The organism is Lysinibacillus pakistanensis (genome assembly GCF_030123245.1).
In the GTDB taxonomy this organism is placed as follows: Bacteria; Bacillota; Bacilli; order Bacillales_A; family Planococcaceae; genus Lysinibacillus; species Lysinibacillus pakistanensis.
In genome coordinates this window covers 1,106,548-1,127,924 of sequence record NZ_CP126101.1, presented here as the reverse complement: position 1 = coordinate 1,127,924, position 21,377 = coordinate 1,106,548, and the positions used below count along the sequence as shown (strand labels likewise).

Here is a 21,377-nt window from a genome sequence, read left to right as displayed (position 1 = left end):
CCTTTAGCAATTTTTTTGATCTATGCTAAATGACATAAATAAAGAGCTACCCTTAGTAGGATAGCTCTTTATTTATTATTAATATCGACAATATTCATCAAATCTGCATTGTATCAAATTATTACGTAGGTAATAAGATATATTTATGCAATATTATATATACAGTAAATAGTGGAGATTTCCAATGCTATAATTATGCTTAAGCATTTCAGTTACTAACATAGGTCCAAACTCATTGATATATTGGTATGGATTATAACTTCTTTCCTGATACCCCTCATTTGGACATAGCTCATTTTGTAATGTCATAAATTTACGAATGGTTGTTTCATGCTTATGAAGTATAGATTGTTCAATCTTTTGCTGTAAATAGTCAAACTGTTTTTGATGATTTTCTTTATTTTTTACAAGTATTTTATCTAATGATACATGCTGTTCTTTTAAGTAAGATGCAAGCTGATTATATTTATCAAAAAGCTCTTGTTGCATAGTTTGGATTTGAGATTTTGCTTCTTGGTCCTGGACTTCAGCAATAAATTGTTCTTTAAGCTGTAATGCCTTTCCAGCCCATACATCAGCAACTGTTAATTGTTGCTCACGTAATAATTGTTCCACATGGCGTGTAACAATTGTAATATGCAGTCGTGGAGCAAAGATAGGCATCTGTAGGCCTAGTACCGAAAAAGCATCCTTTAACGTTGCCCAATAAGCCAGTTCTCCTGGACCACCAACAAACGCAAGTACTGGTAATACCATTTCCTGCATAAGAGGACGCGTTACAACATTATTACTCAATCTCTCAGGTTGATTCGTAGCTATCTCCATCATCTGTTCTCGAGACAATTTAATATTTGCTGCTAAATTAACAAATGATTGATTCTTTCTTTCTAAAAGATGACGTTCTCCATCTTCAACAAAAAATAGATTTGCCGCTTCATTTGTCGCTAAAATAGGCTTACCATACCCTGCACGTTCAAGCTGTTTTTCTTTCTCTGTTACTACTCTAGCAATTTCTTCGTTATGTTGAATAATATGAGTAAAGTTTCCGCTCTCATACTGACGAAGTTTATAATTTGTTGCATCTATAAGCAACAAGCCCTCATCCTTGAATAGCTGATTCATAAGTTGTGCAAAGAAATCCGTAAATGTTTCACTCTTATTTAGCGTATCAATCAGTTGTTTCATAAGCGCTTCAGTGAATTCTGTTTCACCAAAATCCTTTGCAATGGTATTCATTAATTGTGTCATGGTTTCTTTGTTAATACTTGTAGCAGAAGCCATCGTTTTACGTCTAGAGCGTTCTCCGTAGACACGTTTTTTCACCTCTACACCCTGCACTGTATACGTATGGTTTATCTCTTCTAAGTCATGATCCTCACCAGCTATCCAAAACACAGGAACAACTGGCCGTTGAAGCTTTAAGCTTTGTTCTTTTGCTAACTTTATAACAGATATTGCCTTATGCACTGAGTAAAGAGGACCTGTTAAAATACCAGCTTGTTGCCCACCAACAACTGTAACAGCTCCTTGCTCTAGTTGCTGTAAATGCTCATTTGATTTCTTCGATATTCCAAGAGGCTCCATAAATTGGTGAATGATTGCTGCTATTTCTTTTTGGTCTTTTGCATGCTGTTCTAAATATCGCACACGTTTTTCAAAAGATTGATCGTTATATTCATATTCAAAATACTCATGAATGGCAGTTTTCGGTGACCAATAATCTGCTAGCACACGATTTTTTATGGGTACTTGGATAGACTCCAGTTTCATTTAACATAAACTCCTCTACTCACTAAATCATCATACTCTTAATAAGCAAATTGAAAAAATAAGTTCCATTAATACTATGCGTTTTATCCTAGAACGATTATTTAAAATGACAATTCTCAACAAATAGTAAGAAAATACTCTATTCAATCTGCTCTGCTAAGCACATAAAGAATCAAAATCCTCGCCAGACATGTACTTACATTTTTATACCGCAAATATTTGGTATTTCCCAACCTATTACTTATAAAGAGTTAATTTTATAGAAACATTTTAATGTTATTATTTTAACGCTTATGGCTTCAACATGAAAAGAAAATGCTTAGACAGCCTGTAAATATTCTATAACGGATTGAATTATTCCAACAATACAAATAACAACATAGGCAGTACTTAGTACTAAAAATTGAAAACGCCAAATTTTTTTCAGCAGTGGCTTCACTTCAATTTCTTTTTTTGTTCGCCAATCAATATATGTAAAAATCATAGCCATCGTCAGTGCTAGCATGACTAAAAGCACACCAACATTAACACTCCATAGAACACCTATCGCTAACGGCACTGAAAAAAATAAACAAAATGTTGTTACATCTGAAGCAGCCCCAAAAGCATGTGTACCTCGGATTTTTACCTTTCTACCAATTAAATAAACAATCATAAATAGAAGAATTGGGCAAAAAATAATGACACTAATCACAATATGTAAAAAATCTTTCAACGTCTTTCACCACACTCTTCAATTGCAAGTACTTGGTGATATAAAGTACGCAAGGTTGGCAAATGATGACCTTTTATTAAAGCCTTATTGAGCAGTACTCCAACAATCGTATCAATTTCGCTTTTTCTCCCTTGTATACGATCTGACAGCATGGAAGATGTATTATTTGCTGTGTGTTCACATAAATCAATGACTTTAGAAAAGGGTATCGTTTCTTCTATTTCTTCAAAAGCCTCCATTAGCTCTTGGTAGATGGTTTGCATTATTAAAAATGCTTGTTTATTTGTGACTAACTCTCCATTTTTCACTTGCAAAACAGCTGTTAACGGATTAATCAAGCTATTCAGTACAGCTTTCTCAAATAATATCTGTTGAGCATTATCTACCAATTGAATTGGAAACAAATCATTTTTGAGGAGTAATAGCCTATCGAATATATCACTTGCTCCTCTTTCTAGCGCAATCTTACAAACACCAACACCTCTATGCTGTACTGTTGACGTATCTATCAGTTGGGCGCCAAATGACACTGTGCAAAAGGCTATATTTTTTTGCGCTAATTTTAGCGCTTCCTCAAAATGTGCTAACCCATTTTGCATAAATAGTAAGGGAACTTCTTTCGATAATGATGACAATTGTTCGTAAAGCTCATTTAATTGACCATACTTAACCGCTATCACTATTAAATCTTGCTGCGGAAGCTCCTTTAAATTTGTTGTTGCAGCTACTTTTTGTACAGTTTTTGTTCCATCAACATTGATTCGTGTTAGATGATTTGCACGTAGCTCTTCTACCTGTTCTTTCCTTTTAGATACCAATGTAACCATTAAACCTGACTCAGCAAAAAAGCTTGCCATTAGCTGCCCAACAGCACCAGCACCTATAACCGCTATCTTCACAACACTTAGACACCTCCCACATCATTCTTAAATGTGAAACTCCTTGTAAACAGTTTTACCACAAAATGCTGTATGATTTCATTTTACCCGCTTACAGAACGAGGTGCCTTAGAAAATTTCTAAGGCACCTCGTATACAGGTTCTTCTATTATACAGGATTGACAAATTGTTTACGATAAAATATGGATAATTGTTTGCTAACATAATCAGAAAACAAAGAAGCATATTCTTCATCATTTACTTTACATTAGTGTTTAATCTTTCATTAAAGAATACCCTTGCTGCAGCCATTTCACCAGTTTATCATGCTCATTTTGCAGCTCACGATGTCTAATCTCAAGGGTTTGATAAGCCTCTGTTAATTCATCAAAACTTGTCAATGCCAGCTTTAAATGACTTCGCATTGACTGTTGCGGTTGATTTCGTACAGCTAATAGTGACTGACTATATTGACCACGTAACGTTTTATTCCAACGAAAACCACATGCTTGTTTTGTACGGCCTAGTTCAGAAGCAGCTAACTCAAAAGCTTCTAACTGCGTTTTGCCATTTTGCACATTATGCAAGACGATTTCTGCTAATCTTTCATCGTCTTCTTTTGTCCATTGATCTTTTCTTTTTTTCAATTCCATAATCTATCACCCTCGCATTTTTTACTACTATATGCAAGAGTGAGCAAAATAGAATCATTGAATAAAAAAAGACAGCGATTAAGCTTTTCAATAATCGCTGCAGTTATACATTAATTATTATTCTTCTTAGTCAGGAAATTATTAACTGCCTCATGATGGGCTTCACTTTCCCACAACTTCGCACAGGTACGAACTTCCTCCATTACACGTTCGTACATATTCCGTTCACGCCACTTGCGAAGCTCAATTTCTTTATAGGCCTTATGAACAGAAGGATGAATTTTACGCATATGTTCAATAAAATCATTTAACGCTTCTTCCTTCGAGCCTTCAAAAACACGCATAGCCCAACCTATTTCATATAGTAATTCCGCTGGATAAGGTTTGGCGTCTACTAGCATCTTCATGGCACGATCATGCCGTAAGCCTCGTTCAAATAAGTATGTACCGCCACCCCAGCCGCTTGTAATTGCTAATGTCCCTTGGATAAAACCACATTTTGCATGACTGGCTACTAGACGAAAATCACAAGCTGTTGCAATCTCACAACCTCCTCCAACTGCCGTTCCATTAATCAAAGCAATTGTAGGTACAGGTAATGTTGCGAGATCATACAATATTTTTCCCATTTTACTTAGCATTCCAAAGGCTTCATCCTCTGTTTCAAGCGAATGGAATTCCGATAAATCCCCACCTGAGCAAAATGATTTATCCCCTGCACCAGTTACAACTAAAAAACGAACATTATCATGGTTTTGAATATATGTAATTACTTCTTGTAGACCATCCATAACCTCGTCATTGACCGCATTTCGCTTTTCTTCACGATTAATGGTAAAAGTCATAATACCTTCATTATTGTCAATTGTATACGCCATTCTATTTCCCCCTTTGTCCCAATGAATAGATTGTATCATACAATTATTATAGCACTATATATCTTTTTGTTATTGACTAAATATTCCGTCTCTTCAAGCATACAAAAAGGCTAGTAAAGAGCCATGGTCTCTCTACTAGCCTTTTAAGTGAGCAAACACTGAATTATTTGCTTACTACTTCTTTACCTTTGTAATGTCCGCAAGCTTTGCAAACACGGTGTGATAATTTTGCTTCACCACAGTTTGGGCAAGCTACCATACCAGGTACAGATAGTTTGAAATGCGTACGACGCTTTCTTTTTGCAGTTTTAGAAGTTCTTCTAAATGGTACAGCCATTGATGGCACCTCCTTACAGATCGTCTATTCGTCTGTTTGATCAAAATACTTAGCTAAAGCAGCTAGTCTTGGATCCACTTTTTGCTTATCAGCTTTTTTGTGTAGCTCAACGTCTTCATCTGTTGCGTAAGACCAGTCTTTCCCACCTTGCACTTGTCCTTCGGTATTCTCTTTGAATACTTGCAAAGGTACCTCAAGAAGAATAAGTTCTTCAATAACCGGCTTCATGTCGATGACTTCACCATCAATATAGTGAATGTCTCCGTCATCTTCCCCTCGTTTTTCTTCTTCAATCCAGCTGAAAATCTCAACTGTCTCAACTTCGATAGGAAACTCAACGTCCTCCCACGTGCGTGCACATGGTAGTGTCAACGTCGCCGTCACAGTTAACTGACATGTCATTTGCGATGCACCAAAAGTACATAGCCCTTTTACATGAACGGGCGAAATTGCTCGAATATCCTGGTTTCGCTCCATCACCTCGTCCAATTGGACATAGGTGTCAATCAGCATCCCGTTTTGGCGGTATTTAGATAATTGATGAATTGACCATTTCATTCGTTTAATCACCTCGAGACAACACTGTTGATTATATAATGTGTAAAAATAGATGTCAAGATAATTTCTTGTCACCACTATGAAACCTCACTATAATTATATACTATAATACATGTAATTTCTTTATTTAGTACTCGTTTGGTTACAATAAACAAAAAGTAAAAAATAGATGGGAGCTTGACATGAAAGCAGTTGGCGTAGTAGTTGAATACAACCCTTTTCACAATGGACATGCTTATCATTTAGAACAGGCAAAAAAAGTAGCACAAGCAGACCTTGTCATCGCTGTAATGAGTGGTTCATTTTTACAACGTGGTGAACCAGCCATGGTCGATAAATGGACACGTACAAAAATGGCACTCGCTGGTGGCGTAGATATTGTCATCGAGCTACCTTATGTTTATAGTACCGCACCTGCAGCTGATTTCGCTAAAGGAGCCATTGCATTATTAACTGCAGTTGGCTGTGAATCTTTTGCATTTGGTAGTGAAGACGGTGCCATACAACCCTTTTTGGACACATATGAGCTTATTCACGGACATCAGGAGGAATACAACGCACTTATTAAAGAAAGCCTTACAACAGGTGCAAGCTATCCTAAAAGCTTACATTATGCCTATAAACAGCTTTCTCAAAAGTTCCCTGCTACATACATTGATTTATCACAGCCTAATAATATACTCGGCTTTCACTATATTGAAGCTGCCAAAACCTTAGATAGTGATATTCAACCAATGACTATTCCACGAATTGCAGCAGGATACCATGATGCTTTACAGGAGGGTGCATCCATCGCAAGTGCAACGGGAATACGCCAGGCTTTAGCAACATCCCGTAAACTTCAGCAGGTACAAGATGTTCTTCCAAAGACATCTTTTGATTATTTAGCTAATTGGTATCGTCAGTATGGTAAATTTGCTAGTTGGGAAACTTTCTGGCCATTCTTACAGTTTACACTTATTCGACATACACCTAGCGAATTGAATCACTATGCTGAAGTAACTGAAGGTATTGAGAATGCTCTTATTAAGGCAGCCAAAACAAGTCATTCCTTTAGCAGCTTTATGGAAAAAATCAAATCAAAGCGCTATACATGGACGCGACTTCAGCGCATGCTTACTCATATTTATACTGGATTTAGTAAGGAACAATTACACAACAGTGTTACTCCATCCTATATTCGTTTACTTGGTATGAGTATGAAAGGGCAGGCTTATTTAGGGAAGTATAAAAAAGACATCTCTTTACCATTAATCAGCCGAGTTGCAGCTACGAAAGATGCTATGCTTACTATAGATATTCATGCCGCAGAGATTTACAATCTCAGCATCGAAACTGGAAATATGGAACAAAGTCTACCTAAAGATTATCAAACACCACCGATTCGTTTCTAAATCTATTCACGATAAAAGGATGCCAGAAGTTTCTAGCATCCTTTTTTATTTGGGCTGTAACTGTTTTAAATAATTTATGGCATCATCTACCGTTTTAACAGGTACTATTTTCATTTTTGTACCAATTTCTTTAGCCGTTTTTACTGCTGTCGCATAATTTGATTCCAATTCAGGATGTTTCGCCTTCAGTTCTGGAGAAATTTCATCATCTGGCGCAAAGAAAATTTCCATACCATCTCGATCAGCAGCGATGACTTTATAGTCTATTCCTCCAATCCTTCCAACTGAGCCATCAACCAACATTTCTCCTGTACCTGCTACAGCATAGCCTTTGGTTAAATCCTCTTTAAGCAGTTGATCTAAAATTTCAAGTGTAAACATGAGACCCGCAGATGGCCCACCAATATCCTCTGTCTTCATTGTCACTTTTGGATTTGTTTCAATTGATTTACTTTCTGCGTACGAAATACCTAAACCAGCTCTCTTTTCCTCGGCTCTAGGAATTTCCTTTAATGTAATAGTAACCTCTTGTTCATTTTTATTACGTATAAATCTAACTGTTGCTTTGTCTCCAAGCTCTTTTGGCTTCAAAAGATCTACTAGCATTTGCTGATTACTAATTTTATGTCCATCCACTTCAATAATTTCGTCTCCTGCTTTTAAAAGGCCGTCTGAAGCACCACCATCCAGAACATTTAAAACAAAGACTCCATCGAAATGTATTGTTGTTTGAAGTCCCGCTTTCTGGAAGGCAATATACTTTGCATTGAACTGGGAGTCAGACATTAATTTAAGCTGTCGAACATTATATTCTTCTTCATCTTCTAATGGATTTCGCACCTGGTTAATATCCATTAGTTTTTGATATTTTTGAGTTTTAGCCCAAAGATACGAAAAAGGGGTCGCTTGCTGCATAGCTACTGTCATTAAACTCATAGACCCTTTGTTTTCAGTATGATTGTTTTCTACTGTAACAAATTTACTGACATCATAAGCACTTCCAGGCTTCATAATATAGGCGTCTAGTCGGTATAACATTAAAAAACAAATAACGACTAATAACACTACATAAATACTTATTTTTTTCTTCATTCGGAACACCTCCTAGGACGCTCGCAAAACCATACGTTCATGTTTTTGCCTTTTTTACATATATTGATTTTAGCATTTGCCTATGTGAATGACAAAAAGTTGAAACGAGATGATAACATGTATGCCACAATTCAAATAGCGCTTTGCATAGTTCTTATTCTATTACTCTTGCTATTCCCACAAACAGCTCATCATGGTACCGACTTAGGTTTAACTCTATTTATGGATGCGCTTTTCCCGTATTTATTACCTTATTTAATTTTAACGCAATGGCTACTACGTTTAACGGCTCCTATGCGAACAAAGACCAAAAGAGCCTCACTATACGTACAAGCCTATATTATTAGCGCACTCGGTGGTTATCCTACTGGTGCAACAACAATTGTTTATCTAAAAAACAGTGGGCAGCTTCATCCTAAAGAAGCCAATTTTTTACTAGCAGTCTGTCATGCACCAAGTCCGCTTTTTGTGTTAGGTTTTGTAAGCCTTGATTTGTTACACAGTAATACGTTTGGCTGGCTGTTTTTATGTTTACTACATAGTTTTAATATTTGTTGTTTAATAACTGGTTATTTTTTATTCCGAAAATCTGATCTTCCTAGCATTTCTATTCATAATACGCCTTTATATTCAGCACCTTTCTCAGAAAGCATTAAAGAGACAGCACCAACGATTCTTTTAGTTGGAACAACCATTATATTTTTCACTACGATCCAAACGATTGTACAACAAGGCTTAGATAAACTCATACCAAAATTACCCCATACAGCTGAGCTTTCTATTGCGGCCATACTAGAAGTTACAAATGGTCTTAAAATGACTGTCACAGCCTTTCCCAGTCATTCCTATTTACCATTGCTAGTAGTTCTATTACTTACAATGCAAAGCATTAGTATACATTTGCAAATTTTTGTTATTGCTAAATCAGCCAAGCTTTCTGTTCGGCCGTATATAAAATTCCGCCTACTTAGCATAATCATTGTGCCAACTATTTATGCTCTTTTTTTCTTAAAATAATGAAAGCATCTTTTTTCTTGAACTCATTCTAAATTATGAAGAAATGTAGTGGACTGAGAGTGATTTTCTTTCTAGGCTACTCACTTAGCACAATAGTGGAGTAGCCTCATTCCTATCATAAAATATAAAAAAGGAGACGCCCAAATACTGACATCCCCTTTGTTTATCATTTCGTAAACCCATATTTTTCTTTTAAGGCAGCTACAACACATGTAGGAACGAGCTCTTTGACATCGCTACCATATTTCGCAACTTCTTTTACAATGCTTGAGCTTAAGAAAGAATACTGATTTTTTGTCATGATAAAAAATGTTTCAATGGTTTCATCTAGAAAACGGTTCATCGAAGTAATTTGCATCTCATATTCAAAATCTGATACAGCACGTAAACCGCGAACAATAGCCTTTGCTTTTTTTTCTTTCGCATAGTCTATCAACAACCCAGATGAGCTTTCAATACGCACGTTTGGCAATGTTTTTGTCACCTCTGCCATTAAAGCCATGCGTTCTTCTACAGAAAACAGTGGCTGCTTCGATGAATTATTTAACACTGCTACATAAACAGTATCGAAAACATCTGCCGCACGTTTAATAATATCTAAGTGACCAAATGTTACAGGATCAAAACTTCCAGGAACTACAGCAATTTTCTCTGACAACTTATTCTCCCTCTTCCTCTGCACAACAATCAATTTTGCCTTGGCGTAATATCATGGCATCCGCCAGAGGCTTTCCTTTATTCAATGATATTTAAACACCCTCTGAATAAAGATAAACAGAAATAATCGTTCCGCCATATGTTTCTTGTCTCTTTAATACAAAGTCTCCAAAACTTTGTGGTAGTTCTACTTCTGTTGCATGTTCACACAAAATAATGCCATCTTGTTGGATTTTATGATTATCGATAAGTACTTGTACTAGATCATAATATTCCTTGTGGTGATAAGGTGGATCTAAAAAAGCTAATTTAAAGGTAATATCTCGTTTTAATAGCGCTTTCACAGCTCGTTTAGCATCTATCCGAAAGAGCTCAGAACAATCCTCATACCGACATTTTTTTATATTCTCCTGTAGCATCTGAAACGCCTTAGCATCCTTTTCAATAAATACAGCTCGTTCAGCACCTCTGCTTAAAGCTTCGATGCCTAAACCACCGCTCCCCGCAAATAAATCGAGGGCAATCCCTCCATCAAAAAAAGGACCAATAATATTAAAAATGGATTCCTTTACTTTGTCAGTTGTAGGTCTCGTTGTATTTCCCGCAATCGCCTTTAATGGCATTCCTTTTCTTTCTCCTGCTACAACTCTCATTTATGTCAATCACCGTACTTTCTTCTTCCATATCAATTACACCCCAGCATAATTGAATTTATATTTTTTTAAGCTCTCTCTAAAAGCTCCCCTTCAAAATCAGTGACATTCGCCAGGGAATGTAGGCCAACACGATGTTGGTCACTACACGTGTCTTTGGTTTCTCTATTTCAGCGGGTGTTTGTAGGCTCGTTGAATAGATAAAAACTGCTTTCATCTCGCCATTAATAGAGATGGAAGTATTCAGACGCTTCGCTTTCGCATGGTAAGGATCGGCTAAATCAAGATAAAAGCATTTTTGCAGCGGAAGAAAAACCTCCGCTGCAAAAAAATTATTCTTGCCCTTGTGTTATTACTTGGATACGACCATCATTTTTTTGTAATTCTACTAAGAATAAGCGTTGGAGCCAAGCTTCTTCAACATAATAATGGCCAGCTATTTTAATAATCGGTTCTGAAATAGTAGAGTATCTACGTTGATTAAATACGTAGAATCCTGGTTCTTTCGGGAATCTGAATGAACGATTTTCACTTTTTACATAATAGCCATTTTCCCCTTCAGTGGCACTATAACCAAGATACGGCAACAATGTATCGGCTGTATATAAAGATTGCCCTTCATAGTGAATAAATTGAACATCTTTTTTCAAGGCATCATTTACATAAATATCACGATCATCTTCAAAAAATAATGGATATGTCCCGTTCTTTTGTTCAGTATTTAACTTGAAATAAGAAGTTTTTGCACCTAAAACCGCTGTTAAAAGATCATCCATTGAAGCAGGAGTAATTGGTTCTTCTCCAAGTTTATTCATCGCTTCCTGCCAAGCTGCCTCCTGATCTGTAGTCATATATTCCTTTAATGTTGCCACGATTTCCTTCGTTTTTTCAGAGCCTATCGTATCCTTCACTAAATAGGATGCCACAACCTCTGGCAACCATTCAGGAGAATTATCGAACTTATATTGCGATTTTATTTGTGACAGCACCACTTCCTGCTCCACTGCTTGTGCGGTTAAAGTCGGTAAAAATAAAAGTCGATCATCATGTTCTTTCATTGGATTTTTTTCTTGAATAATCGCAATATGCTGGTCATTTAAAAACTGTAAATTTTCCAATGATTTCAAAAAATCCTTTGCAATAGCTCCTGGTGCATAAATAGATAAAATAGGACTTTGTTCTTGAACTTTGAGGTTAGCTGATTGCCAATAAATATCACGGATTGTACCATTCCCACTAAACATTGTATAGTTAACAAGTGCTAGCTGTTGCTGTCCAATTAAAGGTAAACCTGTAATCCATTGACCAGCAATTTTACTATCTGTGGAAATATGGACAATCGAATAAGTAGCTTCACCATTTAATAATGTGGCTAAAACATTTTGGATAAGCATTTTATCTTTTAAGCCACCCTCAATTGGAATTATGTATGAAACAGATTGGGATTTTATTTCTCCCTTAGCAAAGTAGGAAGCTTCATCTGATAAACGATCACAGCTTTTTTCAGTTTCCATAAAGCAGCTAAGGTTAATGGCATTTTCTGGCCACTTAATTTTCACCTTTTGATCAGGAAGATTTTTAAAATGCTGCCTTATATCTAAGCTATTTTCGCGATAGAAAATTTCTATCTCTTGTGAGTAAAGAAAATCACCATTACCAGTCTCTAAGTCAGAAGAATATGCATGATACTGGAAAAAAATTATACCTGTAATAATTAAAGCAAGTACTGAAAAAAAACTCATTGCAAATTTCATATGCTTGACCTCCCACAGCATGATACTATGTATATTGGAAAGGATGTGCAATTTTTATGCCACAACAATTTATTGAATTAGGTGAAGGCTATGGTGATGTTTATGAGCTTCTTGAACTAGTGAATACCAATCAAAGTCGATTTCACCAAGCCTTTATACTAACTTCCTCAAAAGAAGAAAAAAAAGTTGCTTCTTTAGCAGTTGCCTTCAAACCTGTCGGTGAAAGTAAATTTATGCCGATTTATATTTGTCGAGAGGGCATTCCTTATATAGAAAACAAGCCTTCTAAGCGACAAAAAATATTCGAAGAAAGTATTGAGCAACTAGGTCGAAAAGCAGTTGTTGTAGAAATAAAGCACTCATCTATATTTTCGGAATCAAAACTATTTTATCAATACTTAATTGGAATAATGAGACTTCATCACTATATTCCTGCATTAACGTAATATTATAGACCTGCTTTGTAGTCATATTCCTTCGCTTTATCAGGTTTTGCATTTTCATACTCAGTTTTCACGAATGGACGATAAGACTTTACAACGTCTTTTACAAAAGGAAGGCGTTGTAGTTTTGTTGTCATCATTTCAATTTCCTCTCGATCGCAATAGAGCACTACATATTTTTGCCTCCGAGAAATATAAAGAACATGACCATATTTTCGAAGAGACTTTGCATGTTTTAATTGATGGACGTACACGATTAGTCCTTGTCGTTCGTTCATATAGTATTCCCTCATTTCTTACATAAAAGAATACCATAGACCGGAAAATGATAGCAACAGAGTTTAGCTGACAGAACGCTCATTTTTCCGTTATAATGGTAAAGCATACAATATTCATTAAGAGTTGAACATTCACTTAAGCAAGTTAATAAGACATTAGTTTAGACGTCCATAATCACAGTTTCTCTGATTTTGTTTGCTCAAAACTTTCAAATTCAAAAATGAATTCGCCAGTACCTTTTATATCATCTAAATTTTTTAAGGAGGACGAATATGGGTAAAAAAACGAAGATCGCGCTTGCAATCGCAGCAGCAAGTGCGGCTGCTTGGGCAGGTAGTAAAGCAATTTCTAAACCTCAGCAGCGTGAAAGTAAACAAGCATTACAATTTGATCACCCTATTATTCTCGCACATCGTGGTGGTGCACTGCTAGCACCTGAGCATACAATGCCTGCTTTTAAAAAAGCTTCACAATTAGGAGTAGATGGCTTTGAAATAGACATTCGCTTAACGAAAGATGAGGAAATTATCGTCTTTCATGATGATACTGTCCATCGTACAACAGATGGCTATGGTCTTATTGCAGATATGACTTTAGCAGAAATTAATGCCTTAAACCACGGTTATCAATTTGAAGATTTAAATGGGGAATTTCCTTATCGAAATGAAAAAGTAGATGTTGTTACTTTACGGGAATTACTAGAAGCATATCCAAATATGTTGGTCAATATTGATATTAAAGACGCACCAGATACGTATGAAGGAAGCTTAATGCCTTCAAAATTATGGCGTTTAATTGAAGAGCTTGGCGCTGAGAATCGTGTAGTTGTTACAAGCTTTTACGGGGAGCAGATAGACCGTTTTAATCTATATGCACAAAATCAAGTAGCCCTCGGTGCTGGTGAGATAGATGTTCGAAAAGCATTCGCTTCCTTCTCCAGCCAATTTGGACATCTATATCATCCAAGGGTAGACGTGTTCCAAATACCACCTAAATCAGGTGTTATTACATTAGATTCACCGAAGTTTATTCAGTTTTTAAGCAACTTAAACATTCCTGTTCACTATTGGACCATCAATGACGGAGAGACGATGAAGAAATTAATCCGTAACGGTGCAAAGGGCATTATTACAGATCGACCAGATGTTGCTGTAGAATACTTACAAACACAAGAATAGTTATAGAGGTAAGGGTCATTTTATCATGCCCTTACCTTTTTCCTTGCTGTATATAAAAATTAGATTAATAAGTCTTTAATTCTCTACCAATAAAATTCGCAGATACAGAAGGTAGGGCTAATTCCTTTGCCCAAACGGAAAGCTGACCTATATGATGGATTTCATGCACAATAATATGATGGATAATATCAATTTTTCTATATTCCTTATCATCCCAAGCGACTTTTACAATGCCATTATTAAAGCCCTCATTGACTTTTAAAAATTCGATATTGTCAATTCGTAGTTCATCAGAAAGCTTTTTCACTTGCTCTAATGTTTGATAATCACTAAAATCGAATATTCTGTCTTTTTCGCGTTGGATGCCACGAATCCAGCTATATTCAACGTCTATAATATGAAAAAGTGTATAAAGGAAACTCCCTACTCCGCCTTGCCTTTCCTTCAATAATTCCTCTGGGCTTAGCTGATTGCACCACTCAAACCATTCATCTCTGACTTGCCAATTATAAGCAAAAAAGTTTTTCATAAGCGCTTCACTCCAATCATTTTTTCATATGCCTTATCGCAAATGATTTAGTACTGCGCTTGTTACATCGCGTAATGTTGAAGTTCCACCTAAATCTGCTGTCTTAATCCCTTGTGCTAATGTTGCTTCTATCGCATTTAGCACTCTTGTGCCAAGCTCATGATAGCCTAAGAAATCAAGCATCATTTTACCTGTCCAAATTTGTCCAAGTGGATTGGCTATCCCCTGGCCAGCAATATCTGGAGCAGAGCCATGAACAGGTTCAAACATAGACGGATATTGTCGTTCAATATTTAAATTTGCTGCTGGAGCAATTCCGATGCTACCCATAATAGCCCCACCTAAATCTGTTAATATATCACCAAATAGATTGGATGCAACAATAACATCAAAGCTTTCTGGTTTCATGACGAAGAAGGCAGCTAAAGCATCAATATGCGTAGAAACTTGCCCAATATCTTTAAAATCTTCCCCTACTTGTACAAAAACCTCGTCCCAAAATGGCATGCTATAGGTAATTCCATTTGACTTCGTGGCACTTGTCACATGCTGACGTCGTGTTTTTGCTATTTCAAATGCATAACGCATCGCACGCTCTGTACCCTTCCTTGTAAATATAGCATTTTGGATAGCAACCTCATCCTGACCACTATGTATTCTGCCACCGCTTTCAGCATATTCTCCCTCTGAGTTTTCCCGTACAACTACTAAATCAAAGTCATTTGGTTTGCGCAATGGTGAAGGTAAGCCTTGTAATAGCTTTGCTGGACGCACATTTATAGACTGCTTCATCTCACGGCGAATTTTAATCAGAAGCCCCCATAAGGAAATGTGATCGGGTACTAAATTAGGCATCCCTACTGCCCCTAAGAAAATTTGATCGTAGCCTTTCAATATTTCAATTCCATTATCTGGCATCATTTTACCTGTCTCTAAGTAATAGTCACAGCCCCAAGGAAAAGTGGTCCATTCAAATTGAAAGCTTCCATCAAGATGTGCAGCCTGATCGAGAACCTCTATCGCAGCAGGAACAACCTCTTTTCCAATACCATCCCCTGGTATAACAGCAATTCGATACGTTTTCATCTAGTAATCCTCCCTTTATAAATGTTGATAATTTTTTATCACAATCTTTACTGTAGTTTTTTCTAGTTCTTTAATTATTCATCATTTGATGAGAATCTTCGCTAAATTTAATTGATTGAAACTGATATACAGCATGAAACTCGTAAATTAGGTTACTTCACTATTAACGTAATCCAATATGGGTTGTAAGAAGTGAGATGAAATACTGCCCTTTTCCTTACTTCGCTTAATTAAAGCTCATCTGCTCTTCAATCTGGACCCTTAAAATCTAGGGGTAAAAATTGCTAATCAGGCTCACTATCATAACCTTTACTGTATCAAAAGTCAGTAAAAATTCAAGAAGACCTCGTAATTGCTATGCTTTCTAAACCTGTTGATTCAATAATATTTAAATAATTCCAAATACAGGCTTTACACAAGGGAACGTATGTACTATATTGAAATTAGATAAAAATAAGGGGGAATAAACATGGAAAAGTTACGAACAGCATTATTTGATTTTGAGCTTGGAGAGGTGGCAGAACAAATTTTGCAGTTCGCTAAAAAGTCAATTCGTGCTTCGGCAATACCAACAGCAGATGATGCCATTCAAATTGGACAGTCCAAAATCGGTGGCAACCCCGATGTACCGACAGATTTTATATGGCCACATACAAATAATAACCAGCCATTATACTTTCTATGTCAGCTTAATTTAACAGAAGTAAAGTCGTATGATTCCAACAACTTGCTGCCTGCCGATGGACTATTATCCTTTTTCTATGATGTCATTGGACAACCTTGGGGCTATGATCCAAATGATGGCGATGGCTTTCACGTTTTCCACTTCACACAAGCACCTGACAGTTTAAAGCGAATGCAGCAACCCGCAGTTTTAACGGAGTATATTGATAGTGCGGCACTACACTTTAGAAATGAATGGACACTCCCTTCATGGGCATCTCCTTATAGCAAAAATTTAGAAACTATTTTAACAGAGGAACAACAAGATGCCTACAATGATTTTTTTTATGATTGGGTCGATGAAGAAGCACAGGAACAAACGACACATCGTATAGATGGTCATCCTGATACGATTCAAGGGGATATGTATTTAGAATGCCAACTTGTCACAAACGGTTTATATTGTGGGGATTCAACAGCCTACAATCACCCGTTACGCAAGGAGCTTGAACCACACGTAAAGGATTGGCAGCTGCTATTACAGCTTGATTCAGAAGATGACCTAGGCTATATGTGGGGCGATAGCGGCAAACTATATTTCTGGATTCGTGAAGAGGACTGCAAAAACAAAGAATTCGATAAAGTATGGACTATTTTGCAGTGCTATTGACTATGTATGTAATGATTTCAGCGATTTTTAATTGATTGCACTAGATTTTTCTTTCCCTAATGAACTTTCTGATGCATTAATAAATTTGAAATTTACAATATTTATGCACGAAAGTTAATTTTAATAGTGTAGTTGTTCTTTCATAAAAGGGAGGTCATTCCATGAAAACTAAACAATTTACCGAAAACGAAGCATTATGGCTACAGCTTGAGCAAGAACTACTTTCTAAACAATATAAAATTGATACAGATGGTTATCCTTCTAAAATCATCACCCTGTCTTTTTTACTAGACGCCTTCACGCTGCATGAAGTGCTCTGCCATTATCAGCAGCTTGTCTTGCTTGATGAATTTCGTCAAGAGCTAGACTTTGAAACACAGCGCTATTGTCTTTCTCACTTTATCGACGAGCATCAATCATTAACTTACTTACCATTGCTATGCTACTACGCAGTGAATTTAAGTAAATACGGCGCAAGCTATTCTTATTTAACAGTCAAAGAGCTGCTGGCAACAATCAAAGAATTAGATGCAGAAGCATATAACTCATTAATCACAGTCGGCTCTGGTACTTTGCCAACATATAAACAGCAAATGGCATCCGACCTAATTTTCTGTCAAGCAAATGATGTACTAGCCACGATTACGATTAAAATTAAAGAAGAGAGCGAAGAAGCTTATCGTCAAGCATTAGCTTACTTAAATGCTTTATTAGAAGAGGATTTCCCTAAAAGCTATGGCATTTATTATGAAGGTAAAAGCGACTTAGTGTTGCCAATCGAGCTTTTACCTGTCACATCATCACATCACTTCTTTACTAAAGCTCTCAGCTATCCTAGCCTACATACTGCGCTAGTTGAATATAGTTATAAGGCGATGGCACAGTATCATTTTTATCAAGATGTTGATGATGAAGAAGCAGCAATGCCAAGTACATTCGCTGTTTTCGGTCTTGGCTTATACGATAAAAGCTATGGCAAGCTCGTAATCGACTATATGTATGAATGCGATGGCGACCATTCGCTAATGCCTGAATACTTTGCAAAAGCCTATGTGGAAAAATTCGGTTTAACGCCTGAAACATTGCCTGTCTTTGTATGTACTGTGCTAGCTGTTCAAGAAGTTCCTTACGATGCATTCTTTGAAAAAGCTATGAGTACAGATAACAATTTGCAATGGTTCGAAAAATTTATGACGACACCATTTATAGAGCTTTGCCCATTTATTCCACTTGAACAAAGTGAACACATTGAAGAATATAAAGATATGGTTGTAGCGCAGCTTTTATATACATGTTTTGGCATCATCCATATGAATGACTTTACTAGCTCAGCATTTATGCATATTCCAGAGCCATATCGCACGCGCTTTGAGCTGATTATTAAAGAGCTTATATAAGAGGACAGGAGAATTTTATGACAGCCTATGACAAAATGAAATGGCATTCTGATGCAGAGGACTTTCCACAGCAGTTACCTACTAATCAAGGTGCAGTGCATATCGCTTTTTTTTACCGTTGGATGTTGGAGCATCAATTAGCAAATACGACTATCATTGAAGAGGATGACCCAGAGCTTTATGAACAGCTAATGCAAGGTCAAATAACCGCGCTCGATTTTTTCATTGAATTTTACGATGGGGTTTTGTTAGATGAAGATTTAACGGAAGAAGGAGCTGCTTTTGCATCTACCTATTACGATGGTTATTTAACTGACTATGAAAACCTTCCATTACAGCTTTTCGATGGCAATGATTCTATGTATGCAGCTATTTATAATGAAGAAAATTACGTGCTTGTTGCAAGGTTGTTGGAGGGAAAATTTAAAGTAGAAAATAGAATATAAGTCTAAAGTATAATTCGCCTATAAAAATAATAAAATTGTAGCTTTAGAATAAAGTTTGAACAAATTGATACTAATAACCTTGATAAATGAACAATAAGAAAAGAGCATGTTTTGAAGAAAGATTGATCAAAAAACGCTCTTAATATCAATTTCGCCTTGGAGTCATTGTTTTGTAGACTTGTGCACAAGGATAAGCTTAGGTAATTTTCTTTTTAAAAATTGTTATGATTAAAGTCATAATTCCATTAAGAGCAAATATTACTACCAAACAATAAATTAATAATGATATGTCCGGTGCGAAGAAACGAATACTTTTCCATGGGGTACCAATAACATAAACAAATAGTGGAATCAATCCCACAGCTAGAAGGAGCGAAATGACTCCAATAGTAAACGGTATTTTTTTGTTTAGAACCTTCTTTCTTCTAAGTCTGAAGAAATGGATTATCGTTAAAATAGCAAGGAGTAATGTAACCCCCAATATACTCCATTGAATACTATAGCTCTGTACAGGCAATTCATCTGGTTCTTTTCCGTTCAGGATAGATTGAATTCCATTCATTATATGAGAGACTTGAGCATCTTCTATAAAATTATATTTATTGGTTAAAAGTACTGCTGCAATATTTTCTTCAGGTATTAAAAACATTTGCGCTCTAAAATCAGATGTTGCCCCACCGTGGAAAGGGTAATGTTCTGTTTTAGAAAAATGCCAACCGTAACTGTATGTTTTACCTTCTTCTGGAGGAGTTTTCAATAACTTAAGGTTTTGTTCTGATAATAAGTCTCCGCCCTCTAGCATAAATTTTAAAAATTTCCCTAAATCATTTGAACTTGAAGCAATATAGCCATAAGGTGCTCCCGCATGATCATAAAATCCATCACTGACAACGGGCCTACCAAACCATGACTCAAAACCAGGTATGTATCCTTTTTCTACCGCACTTTCATAATCAGCAGCGGAATTTTCCATACCAAGTGGGGTAAAAATATTCGTATTCAAAAAATTTGAAAAGGTTTGATTCGAAACATTTTCAACAATTGCCCCTAAGAGTAAATAGTTAGCAGAGTTATATTCATAAACCTCTCCAGGCTCGTGAGATAACACTACACCACTAAGTTCTTTTATAGCTTGATTGATTGCCCCTTCTTTCGGCCAATCCTTGTCCGTCACTTTAAGACCTTCAAGCTCACTAATACCACTTGTTTGTTCTAAAAGATGCAAAACTGTAATTTGTTTTGAACTGTCTGTTTGATATGTAAATGATGGAATATAGGACTGTATCGGTTCATCCAGCTTTATTTTGCTATCTTCCACTAACATCATAATAGCCAGAGATGTAATTGGTTTGCTTAAAGAACCAATAAGAAACGGTGTGTCTGCTGTTACATTTGACCCATCACTTAAAATACCCCATTGATTTTGATAAATCATTTCCCCGTTTTCTAATATCGCCAACGATGTGCCAGGAATATTATACATATCTAAGGATTTTTCCATAAATTTTGTTATTTTTTCTTTCGTATCTTCCGTTTTAGCAGAAGCAGCAAAAGGGGTTAGCAGGAGTAGTAAGCTCCCTAAAAAAAAGATTGCTTTTTTCATTGTTTTTCTCCTCATATGAACAATCATACTTTCTATTAAAACTCTAATTTTTTCTTTTTTTCAAATAGTTCTCTAATAAATCAATTAACAATTTATACGTTTGATCAAGGTCAAATTCGTCATCGAACATTTTTTGTAGAGCTAGTCCATCGAAGCAAGCCAATAAAATACCGGCAAGGGCATCAGTTTCTTTGGCTTCAACGTTTAGGTTCTTTAAGGGATTAGAAAGACTCTCCCTCCCGTTTAGTAAAATGTTTGCTACTTCTTGTTTATATGGATCATTTTTTAATCCTAAAGAATAAAGCTCATATCTCCAACGATACCAATCTGGATCTTTTTCTACTCTTGATTTAATTTCAAACAAAACATCCAATGGATTCATTTCCGACTCTTTTTTGCCATCATATTGAATATGGTATCGTTCTTGAATATCACTCTGGACGGAAAATAATAACTCTTCCTTATTCTTAAAATAATAATGAACAAGTCCAGGAGTAATGCCAGCTTCGTAAGCAATATCTTTTATAGAGGCATTATTGAATCCCTTCCTGCTAAACACTTTATATGCCGCATCAATCAATCTTTGACGTTTATCCTTAGCACTCATTTTATCTCTCCTTATTGTTTGGTTGACCAACCAAATTATATTTCGTATCGTAGCAAAAAGTCAATTGAATATCCAATAAAATGTTGTTTGCCTTTATTAATATAAAGTAGCATTTTATCA

General features: G+C 36.2%; 23 protein-coding genes. 7 read left to right on the top strand and 16 right to left on the bottom strand.

The genetic code is table 11. The features are described from left to right. Positions 1-153 precede the first annotated feature (153 nt). The 7 genes from bshC to QNH24_RS05250 form a co-directional block, all read right to left on the bottom strand. Positions 154-1,770, bottom strand: a complete 1,617-nt coding sequence (bshC, locus tag QNH24_RS05280) for a bacillithiol biosynthesis cysteine-adding enzyme BshC (protein WP_283871065.1) — start codon at positions 1,768-1,770, stop codon at positions 154-156. Between the two features lie 319 nt (positions 1,771-2,089). Further along, the gene (locus tag QNH24_RS05275) at positions 2,090-2,485 is read right to left on the bottom strand and encodes a DUF3397 domain-containing protein (protein ID WP_283871064.1); all 396 of its coding nucleotides are present in this window, start codon (positions 2,483-2,485) and stop codon (positions 2,090-2,092) included. Further along, entirely contained in the window at positions 2,482-3,384 is a 903-nt protein-coding gene (locus QNH24_RS05270; protein WP_283871063.1) for a ketopantoate reductase family protein, read from the bottom strand. Before QNH24_RS05270 ends, QNH24_RS05275 begins: the two co-directional genes overlap by 4 nt. Before the next feature lie 254 nt (positions 3,385-3,638). Further along, entirely contained in the window at positions 3,639-4,016 is a 378-nt protein-coding gene (locus QNH24_RS05265; protein WP_283871062.1) for a transcriptional regulator, read from the bottom strand. 110 nt (positions 4,017-4,126) lie between these two features. Next, positions 4,127-4,894, bottom strand: a complete 768-nt coding sequence (locus QNH24_RS05260) for an enoyl-CoA hydratase/isomerase family protein (RefSeq protein ID WP_283871061.1) — start codon at positions 4,892-4,894, stop codon at positions 4,127-4,129. 163 nt (positions 4,895-5,057) lie between these two features. Then, on the bottom strand, positions 5,058-5,231 hold the full coding sequence (gene rpmF / locus QNH24_RS05255) for a 50S ribosomal protein L32 (protein WP_054770816.1): 174 nt from the start codon (positions 5,229-5,231) through the stop codon (positions 5,058-5,060). Between the two features lie 24 nt (positions 5,232-5,255). Beyond that, a complete protein-coding gene (locus QNH24_RS05250; RefSeq protein WP_283871060.1) occupies positions 5,256-5,789 on the bottom strand; it encodes a YceD family protein in 534 nt (177 codons plus the stop codon). Positions 5,790-5,971: 182 nt separating this feature from the next. On the opposite strand from QNH24_RS05250, the gene QNH24_RS05245 reads away from it, so the two are divergent. Then, positions 5,972-7,183, top strand: a complete 1,212-nt coding sequence (locus tag QNH24_RS05245) for a nucleotidyltransferase (protein ID WP_283871059.1) — start codon at positions 5,972-5,974, stop codon at positions 7,181-7,183. A 45-nt stretch (positions 7,184-7,228) separates the two neighbouring features. Here QNH24_RS05245 and QNH24_RS05240 read toward each other — a convergent pair whose 3' ends face one another. Further along, positions 7,229-8,275 carry a SepM family pheromone-processing serine protease gene (locus QNH24_RS05240; protein ID WP_283871058.1) on the bottom strand — a complete coding sequence of 349 codons (1,047 nt, stop codon included), beginning with the start codon at positions 8,273-8,275 and terminating at the stop codon, positions 7,229-7,231. A 117-nt stretch (positions 8,276-8,392) separates the two neighbouring features. Between QNH24_RS05240 and QNH24_RS05235 the strand changes: the two genes are divergently transcribed. After that, on the top strand, positions 8,393-9,292 hold the full coding sequence (locus QNH24_RS05235; protein ID WP_283871057.1) for a hypothetical protein: 900 nt from the start codon (positions 8,393-8,395) through the stop codon (positions 9,290-9,292). A gap of 166 nt (positions 9,293-9,458) precedes the next feature. On the opposite strand, the gene coaD is transcribed toward QNH24_RS05235, so the two are convergent. The 3 genes from coaD to QNH24_RS05220 all read right to left on the bottom strand — a co-directional run bounded on the left by coaD (position 9,459) and on the right by QNH24_RS05220 (position 12,356). After that, positions 9,459-9,950 carry a pantetheine-phosphate adenylyltransferase gene (coaD, locus tag QNH24_RS05230; RefSeq protein ID WP_283871056.1) on the bottom strand — a complete coding sequence of 164 codons (492 nt, stop codon included), beginning with the start codon at positions 9,948-9,950 and terminating at the stop codon, positions 9,459-9,461. 91 nt (positions 9,951-10,041) lie between these two features. Further along, on the bottom strand, positions 10,042-10,602 hold the full coding sequence (gene rsmD, locus QNH24_RS05225) for a 16S rRNA (guanine(966)-N(2))-methyltransferase RsmD (RefSeq protein ID WP_283871055.1): 561 nt from the start codon (positions 10,600-10,602) through the stop codon (positions 10,042-10,044). A 332-nt stretch (positions 10,603-10,934) separates the two neighbouring features. Next, positions 10,935-12,356, bottom strand: coding sequence for an RNA polymerase II (locus QNH24_RS05220; protein WP_283871054.1), 1,422 nt, complete (start codon positions 12,354-12,356; stop codon positions 10,935-10,937). Positions 12,357-12,412: 56 nt separating this feature from the next. Here QNH24_RS05220 and QNH24_RS05215 point away from each other — a divergent pair, with 56 nt between their 5' ends. Beyond that, positions 12,413-12,802, top strand: a complete 390-nt coding sequence (locus QNH24_RS05215) for a DUF7147 family protein (protein ID WP_283871053.1) — start codon at positions 12,413-12,415, stop codon at positions 12,800-12,802. A 2-nt stretch (positions 12,803-12,804) separates the two neighbouring features. Here QNH24_RS05215 and QNH24_RS05210 read toward each other — a convergent pair whose 3' ends face one another. Then, complete coding sequence (locus QNH24_RS05210; RefSeq protein WP_054770814.1) at positions 12,805-13,077, bottom strand: YlbG family protein; 273 nt, start codon at positions 13,075-13,077, stop codon at positions 12,805-12,807. A gap of 273 nt (positions 13,078-13,350) precedes the next feature. Here QNH24_RS05210 and QNH24_RS05205 point away from each other — a divergent pair, with 273 nt between their 5' ends. Further along, positions 13,351-14,256 carry a glycerophosphodiester phosphodiesterase family protein gene (locus QNH24_RS05205; protein WP_283871052.1) on the top strand — a complete coding sequence of 302 codons (906 nt, stop codon included), beginning with the start codon at positions 13,351-13,353 and terminating at the stop codon, positions 14,254-14,256. Positions 14,257-14,320: 64 nt separating this feature from the next. Here QNH24_RS05205 and QNH24_RS05200 read toward each other — a convergent pair whose 3' ends face one another. Both QNH24_RS05200 and QNH24_RS05195 read right to left on the bottom strand, forming a co-directional pair. After that, positions 14,321-14,785, bottom strand: coding sequence for a DinB family protein (locus tag QNH24_RS05200; protein ID WP_283871051.1), 465 nt, complete (start codon positions 14,783-14,785; stop codon positions 14,321-14,323). 33 nt (positions 14,786-14,818) lie between these two features. Beyond that, the gene (locus QNH24_RS05195; protein WP_283871050.1) at positions 14,819-15,871 is read right to left on the bottom strand and encodes a tartrate dehydrogenase; all 1,053 of its coding nucleotides are present in this window, start codon (positions 15,869-15,871) and stop codon (positions 14,819-14,821) included. A 469-nt stretch (positions 15,872-16,340) separates the two neighbouring features. Here QNH24_RS05195 and QNH24_RS05190 point away from each other — a divergent pair, with 469 nt between their 5' ends. The 3 genes from QNH24_RS05190 to QNH24_RS05180 all read left to right on the top strand — a co-directional run bounded on the left by QNH24_RS05190 (position 16,341) and on the right by QNH24_RS05180 (position 19,047). Next, positions 16,341-17,204 carry a YwqG family protein gene (locus QNH24_RS05190; RefSeq protein WP_283871049.1) on the top strand — a complete coding sequence of 288 codons (864 nt, stop codon included), beginning with the start codon at positions 16,341-16,343 and terminating at the stop codon, positions 17,202-17,204. A gap of 161 nt (positions 17,205-17,365) precedes the next feature. After that, on the top strand, positions 17,366-18,601 hold the full coding sequence (locus QNH24_RS05185) for a DUF6138 family protein (protein ID WP_283871048.1): 1,236 nt from the start codon (positions 17,366-17,368) through the stop codon (positions 18,599-18,601). Positions 18,602-18,618: 17 nt separating this feature from the next. After that, positions 18,619-19,047 (top strand): DUF7832 domain-containing protein, encoded by a 429-nt coding sequence (locus tag QNH24_RS05180; protein ID WP_283871047.1) that lies wholly within the window; start codon positions 18,619-18,621, stop codon positions 19,045-19,047. A 196-nt stretch (positions 19,048-19,243) separates the two neighbouring features. Here QNH24_RS05180 and QNH24_RS05175 read toward each other — a convergent pair whose 3' ends face one another. Together QNH24_RS05175 and QNH24_RS05170 are read right to left on the bottom strand one after the other, a co-directional pair. Continuing rightward, positions 19,244-20,650, bottom strand: a complete 1,407-nt coding sequence (locus tag QNH24_RS05175) for a serine hydrolase (protein WP_283871046.1) — start codon at positions 20,648-20,650, stop codon at positions 19,244-19,246. 43 nt (positions 20,651-20,693) lie between these two features. Further along, complete coding sequence (locus QNH24_RS05170; protein ID WP_283871045.1) at positions 20,694-21,257, bottom strand: TetR/AcrR family transcriptional regulator; 564 nt, start codon at positions 21,255-21,257, stop codon at positions 20,694-20,696. Positions 21,258-21,377: the final 120 nt, after the last annotated feature.

Coding starts and splice junctions, on each gene's coding strand:
- QNH24_RS05190 (WP_283871049.1), top strand. CDS start 16,341: ATGGAAAAGTTACGAACAGCATTATTTGATTTTGAGCTTGGAGAGGTG.
- rsmD (WP_283871055.1), bottom strand. CDS start 10,602: ATGAGAGTTGTAGCAGGAGAAAGAAAAGGAATGCCATTAAAGGCGATT.
- QNH24_RS05250 (WP_283871060.1), bottom strand. CDS start 5,789: ATGAAATGGTCAATTCATCAATTATCTAAATACCGCCAAAACGGGATG.
- QNH24_RS05245 (WP_283871059.1), top strand. CDS start 5,972: ATGAAAGCAGTTGGCGTAGTAGTTGAATACAACCCTTTTCACAATGGA.
- rpmF (WP_054770816.1), bottom strand. CDS start 5,231: ATGGCTGTACCATTTAGAAGAACTTCTAAAACTGCAAAAAGAAAGCGT.
- QNH24_RS05180 (WP_283871047.1), top strand. CDS start 18,619: ATGACAGCCTATGACAAAATGAAATGGCATTCTGATGCAGAGGACTTT.
- QNH24_RS05220 (WP_283871054.1), bottom strand. CDS start 12,356: ATGAAATTTGCAATGAGTTTTTTTTCAGTACTTGCTTTAATTATTACA.
- QNH24_RS05205 (WP_283871052.1), top strand. CDS start 13,351: ATGGGTAAAAAAACGAAGATCGCGCTTGCAATCGCAGCAGCAAGTGCG.
- QNH24_RS05195 (WP_283871050.1), bottom strand. CDS start 15,871: ATGAAAACGTATCGAATTGCTGTTATACCAGGGGATGGTATTGGAAAA.
- QNH24_RS05235 (WP_283871057.1), top strand. CDS start 8,393: ATGTATGCCACAATTCAAATAGCGCTTTGCATAGTTCTTATTCTATTA.
- QNH24_RS05200 (WP_283871051.1), bottom strand. CDS start 14,785: ATGAAAAACTTTTTTGCTTATAATTGGCAAGTCAGAGATGAATGGTTT.
- QNH24_RS05170 (WP_283871045.1), bottom strand. CDS start 21,257: ATGAGTGCTAAGGATAAACGTCAAAGATTGATTGATGCGGCATATAAA.
- QNH24_RS05240 (WP_283871058.1), bottom strand. CDS start 8,275: ATGAAGAAAAAAATAAGTATTTATGTAGTGTTATTAGTCGTTATTTGT.
- QNH24_RS05265 (WP_283871062.1), bottom strand. CDS start 4,016: ATGGAATTGAAAAAAAGAAAAGATCAATGGACAAAAGAAGACGATGAA.
- QNH24_RS05210 (WP_054770814.1), bottom strand. CDS start 13,077: ATGAACGAACGACAAGGACTAATCGTGTACGTCCATCAATTAAAACAT.
- QNH24_RS05215 (WP_283871053.1), top strand. CDS start 12,413: ATGCCACAACAATTTATTGAATTAGGTGAAGGCTATGGTGATGTTTAT.
- bshC (WP_283871065.1), bottom strand. CDS start 1,770: ATGAAACTGGAGTCTATCCAAGTACCCATAAAAAATCGTGTGCTAGCA.
- QNH24_RS05175 (WP_283871046.1), bottom strand. CDS start 20,650: ATGAAAAAAGCAATCTTTTTTTTAGGGAGCTTACTACTCCTGCTAACC.
- QNH24_RS05185 (WP_283871048.1), top strand. CDS start 17,366: ATGAAAACTAAACAATTTACCGAAAACGAAGCATTATGGCTACAGCTT.
- QNH24_RS05260 (WP_283871061.1), bottom strand. CDS start 4,894: ATGGCGTATACAATTGACAATAATGAAGGTATTATGACTTTTACCATT.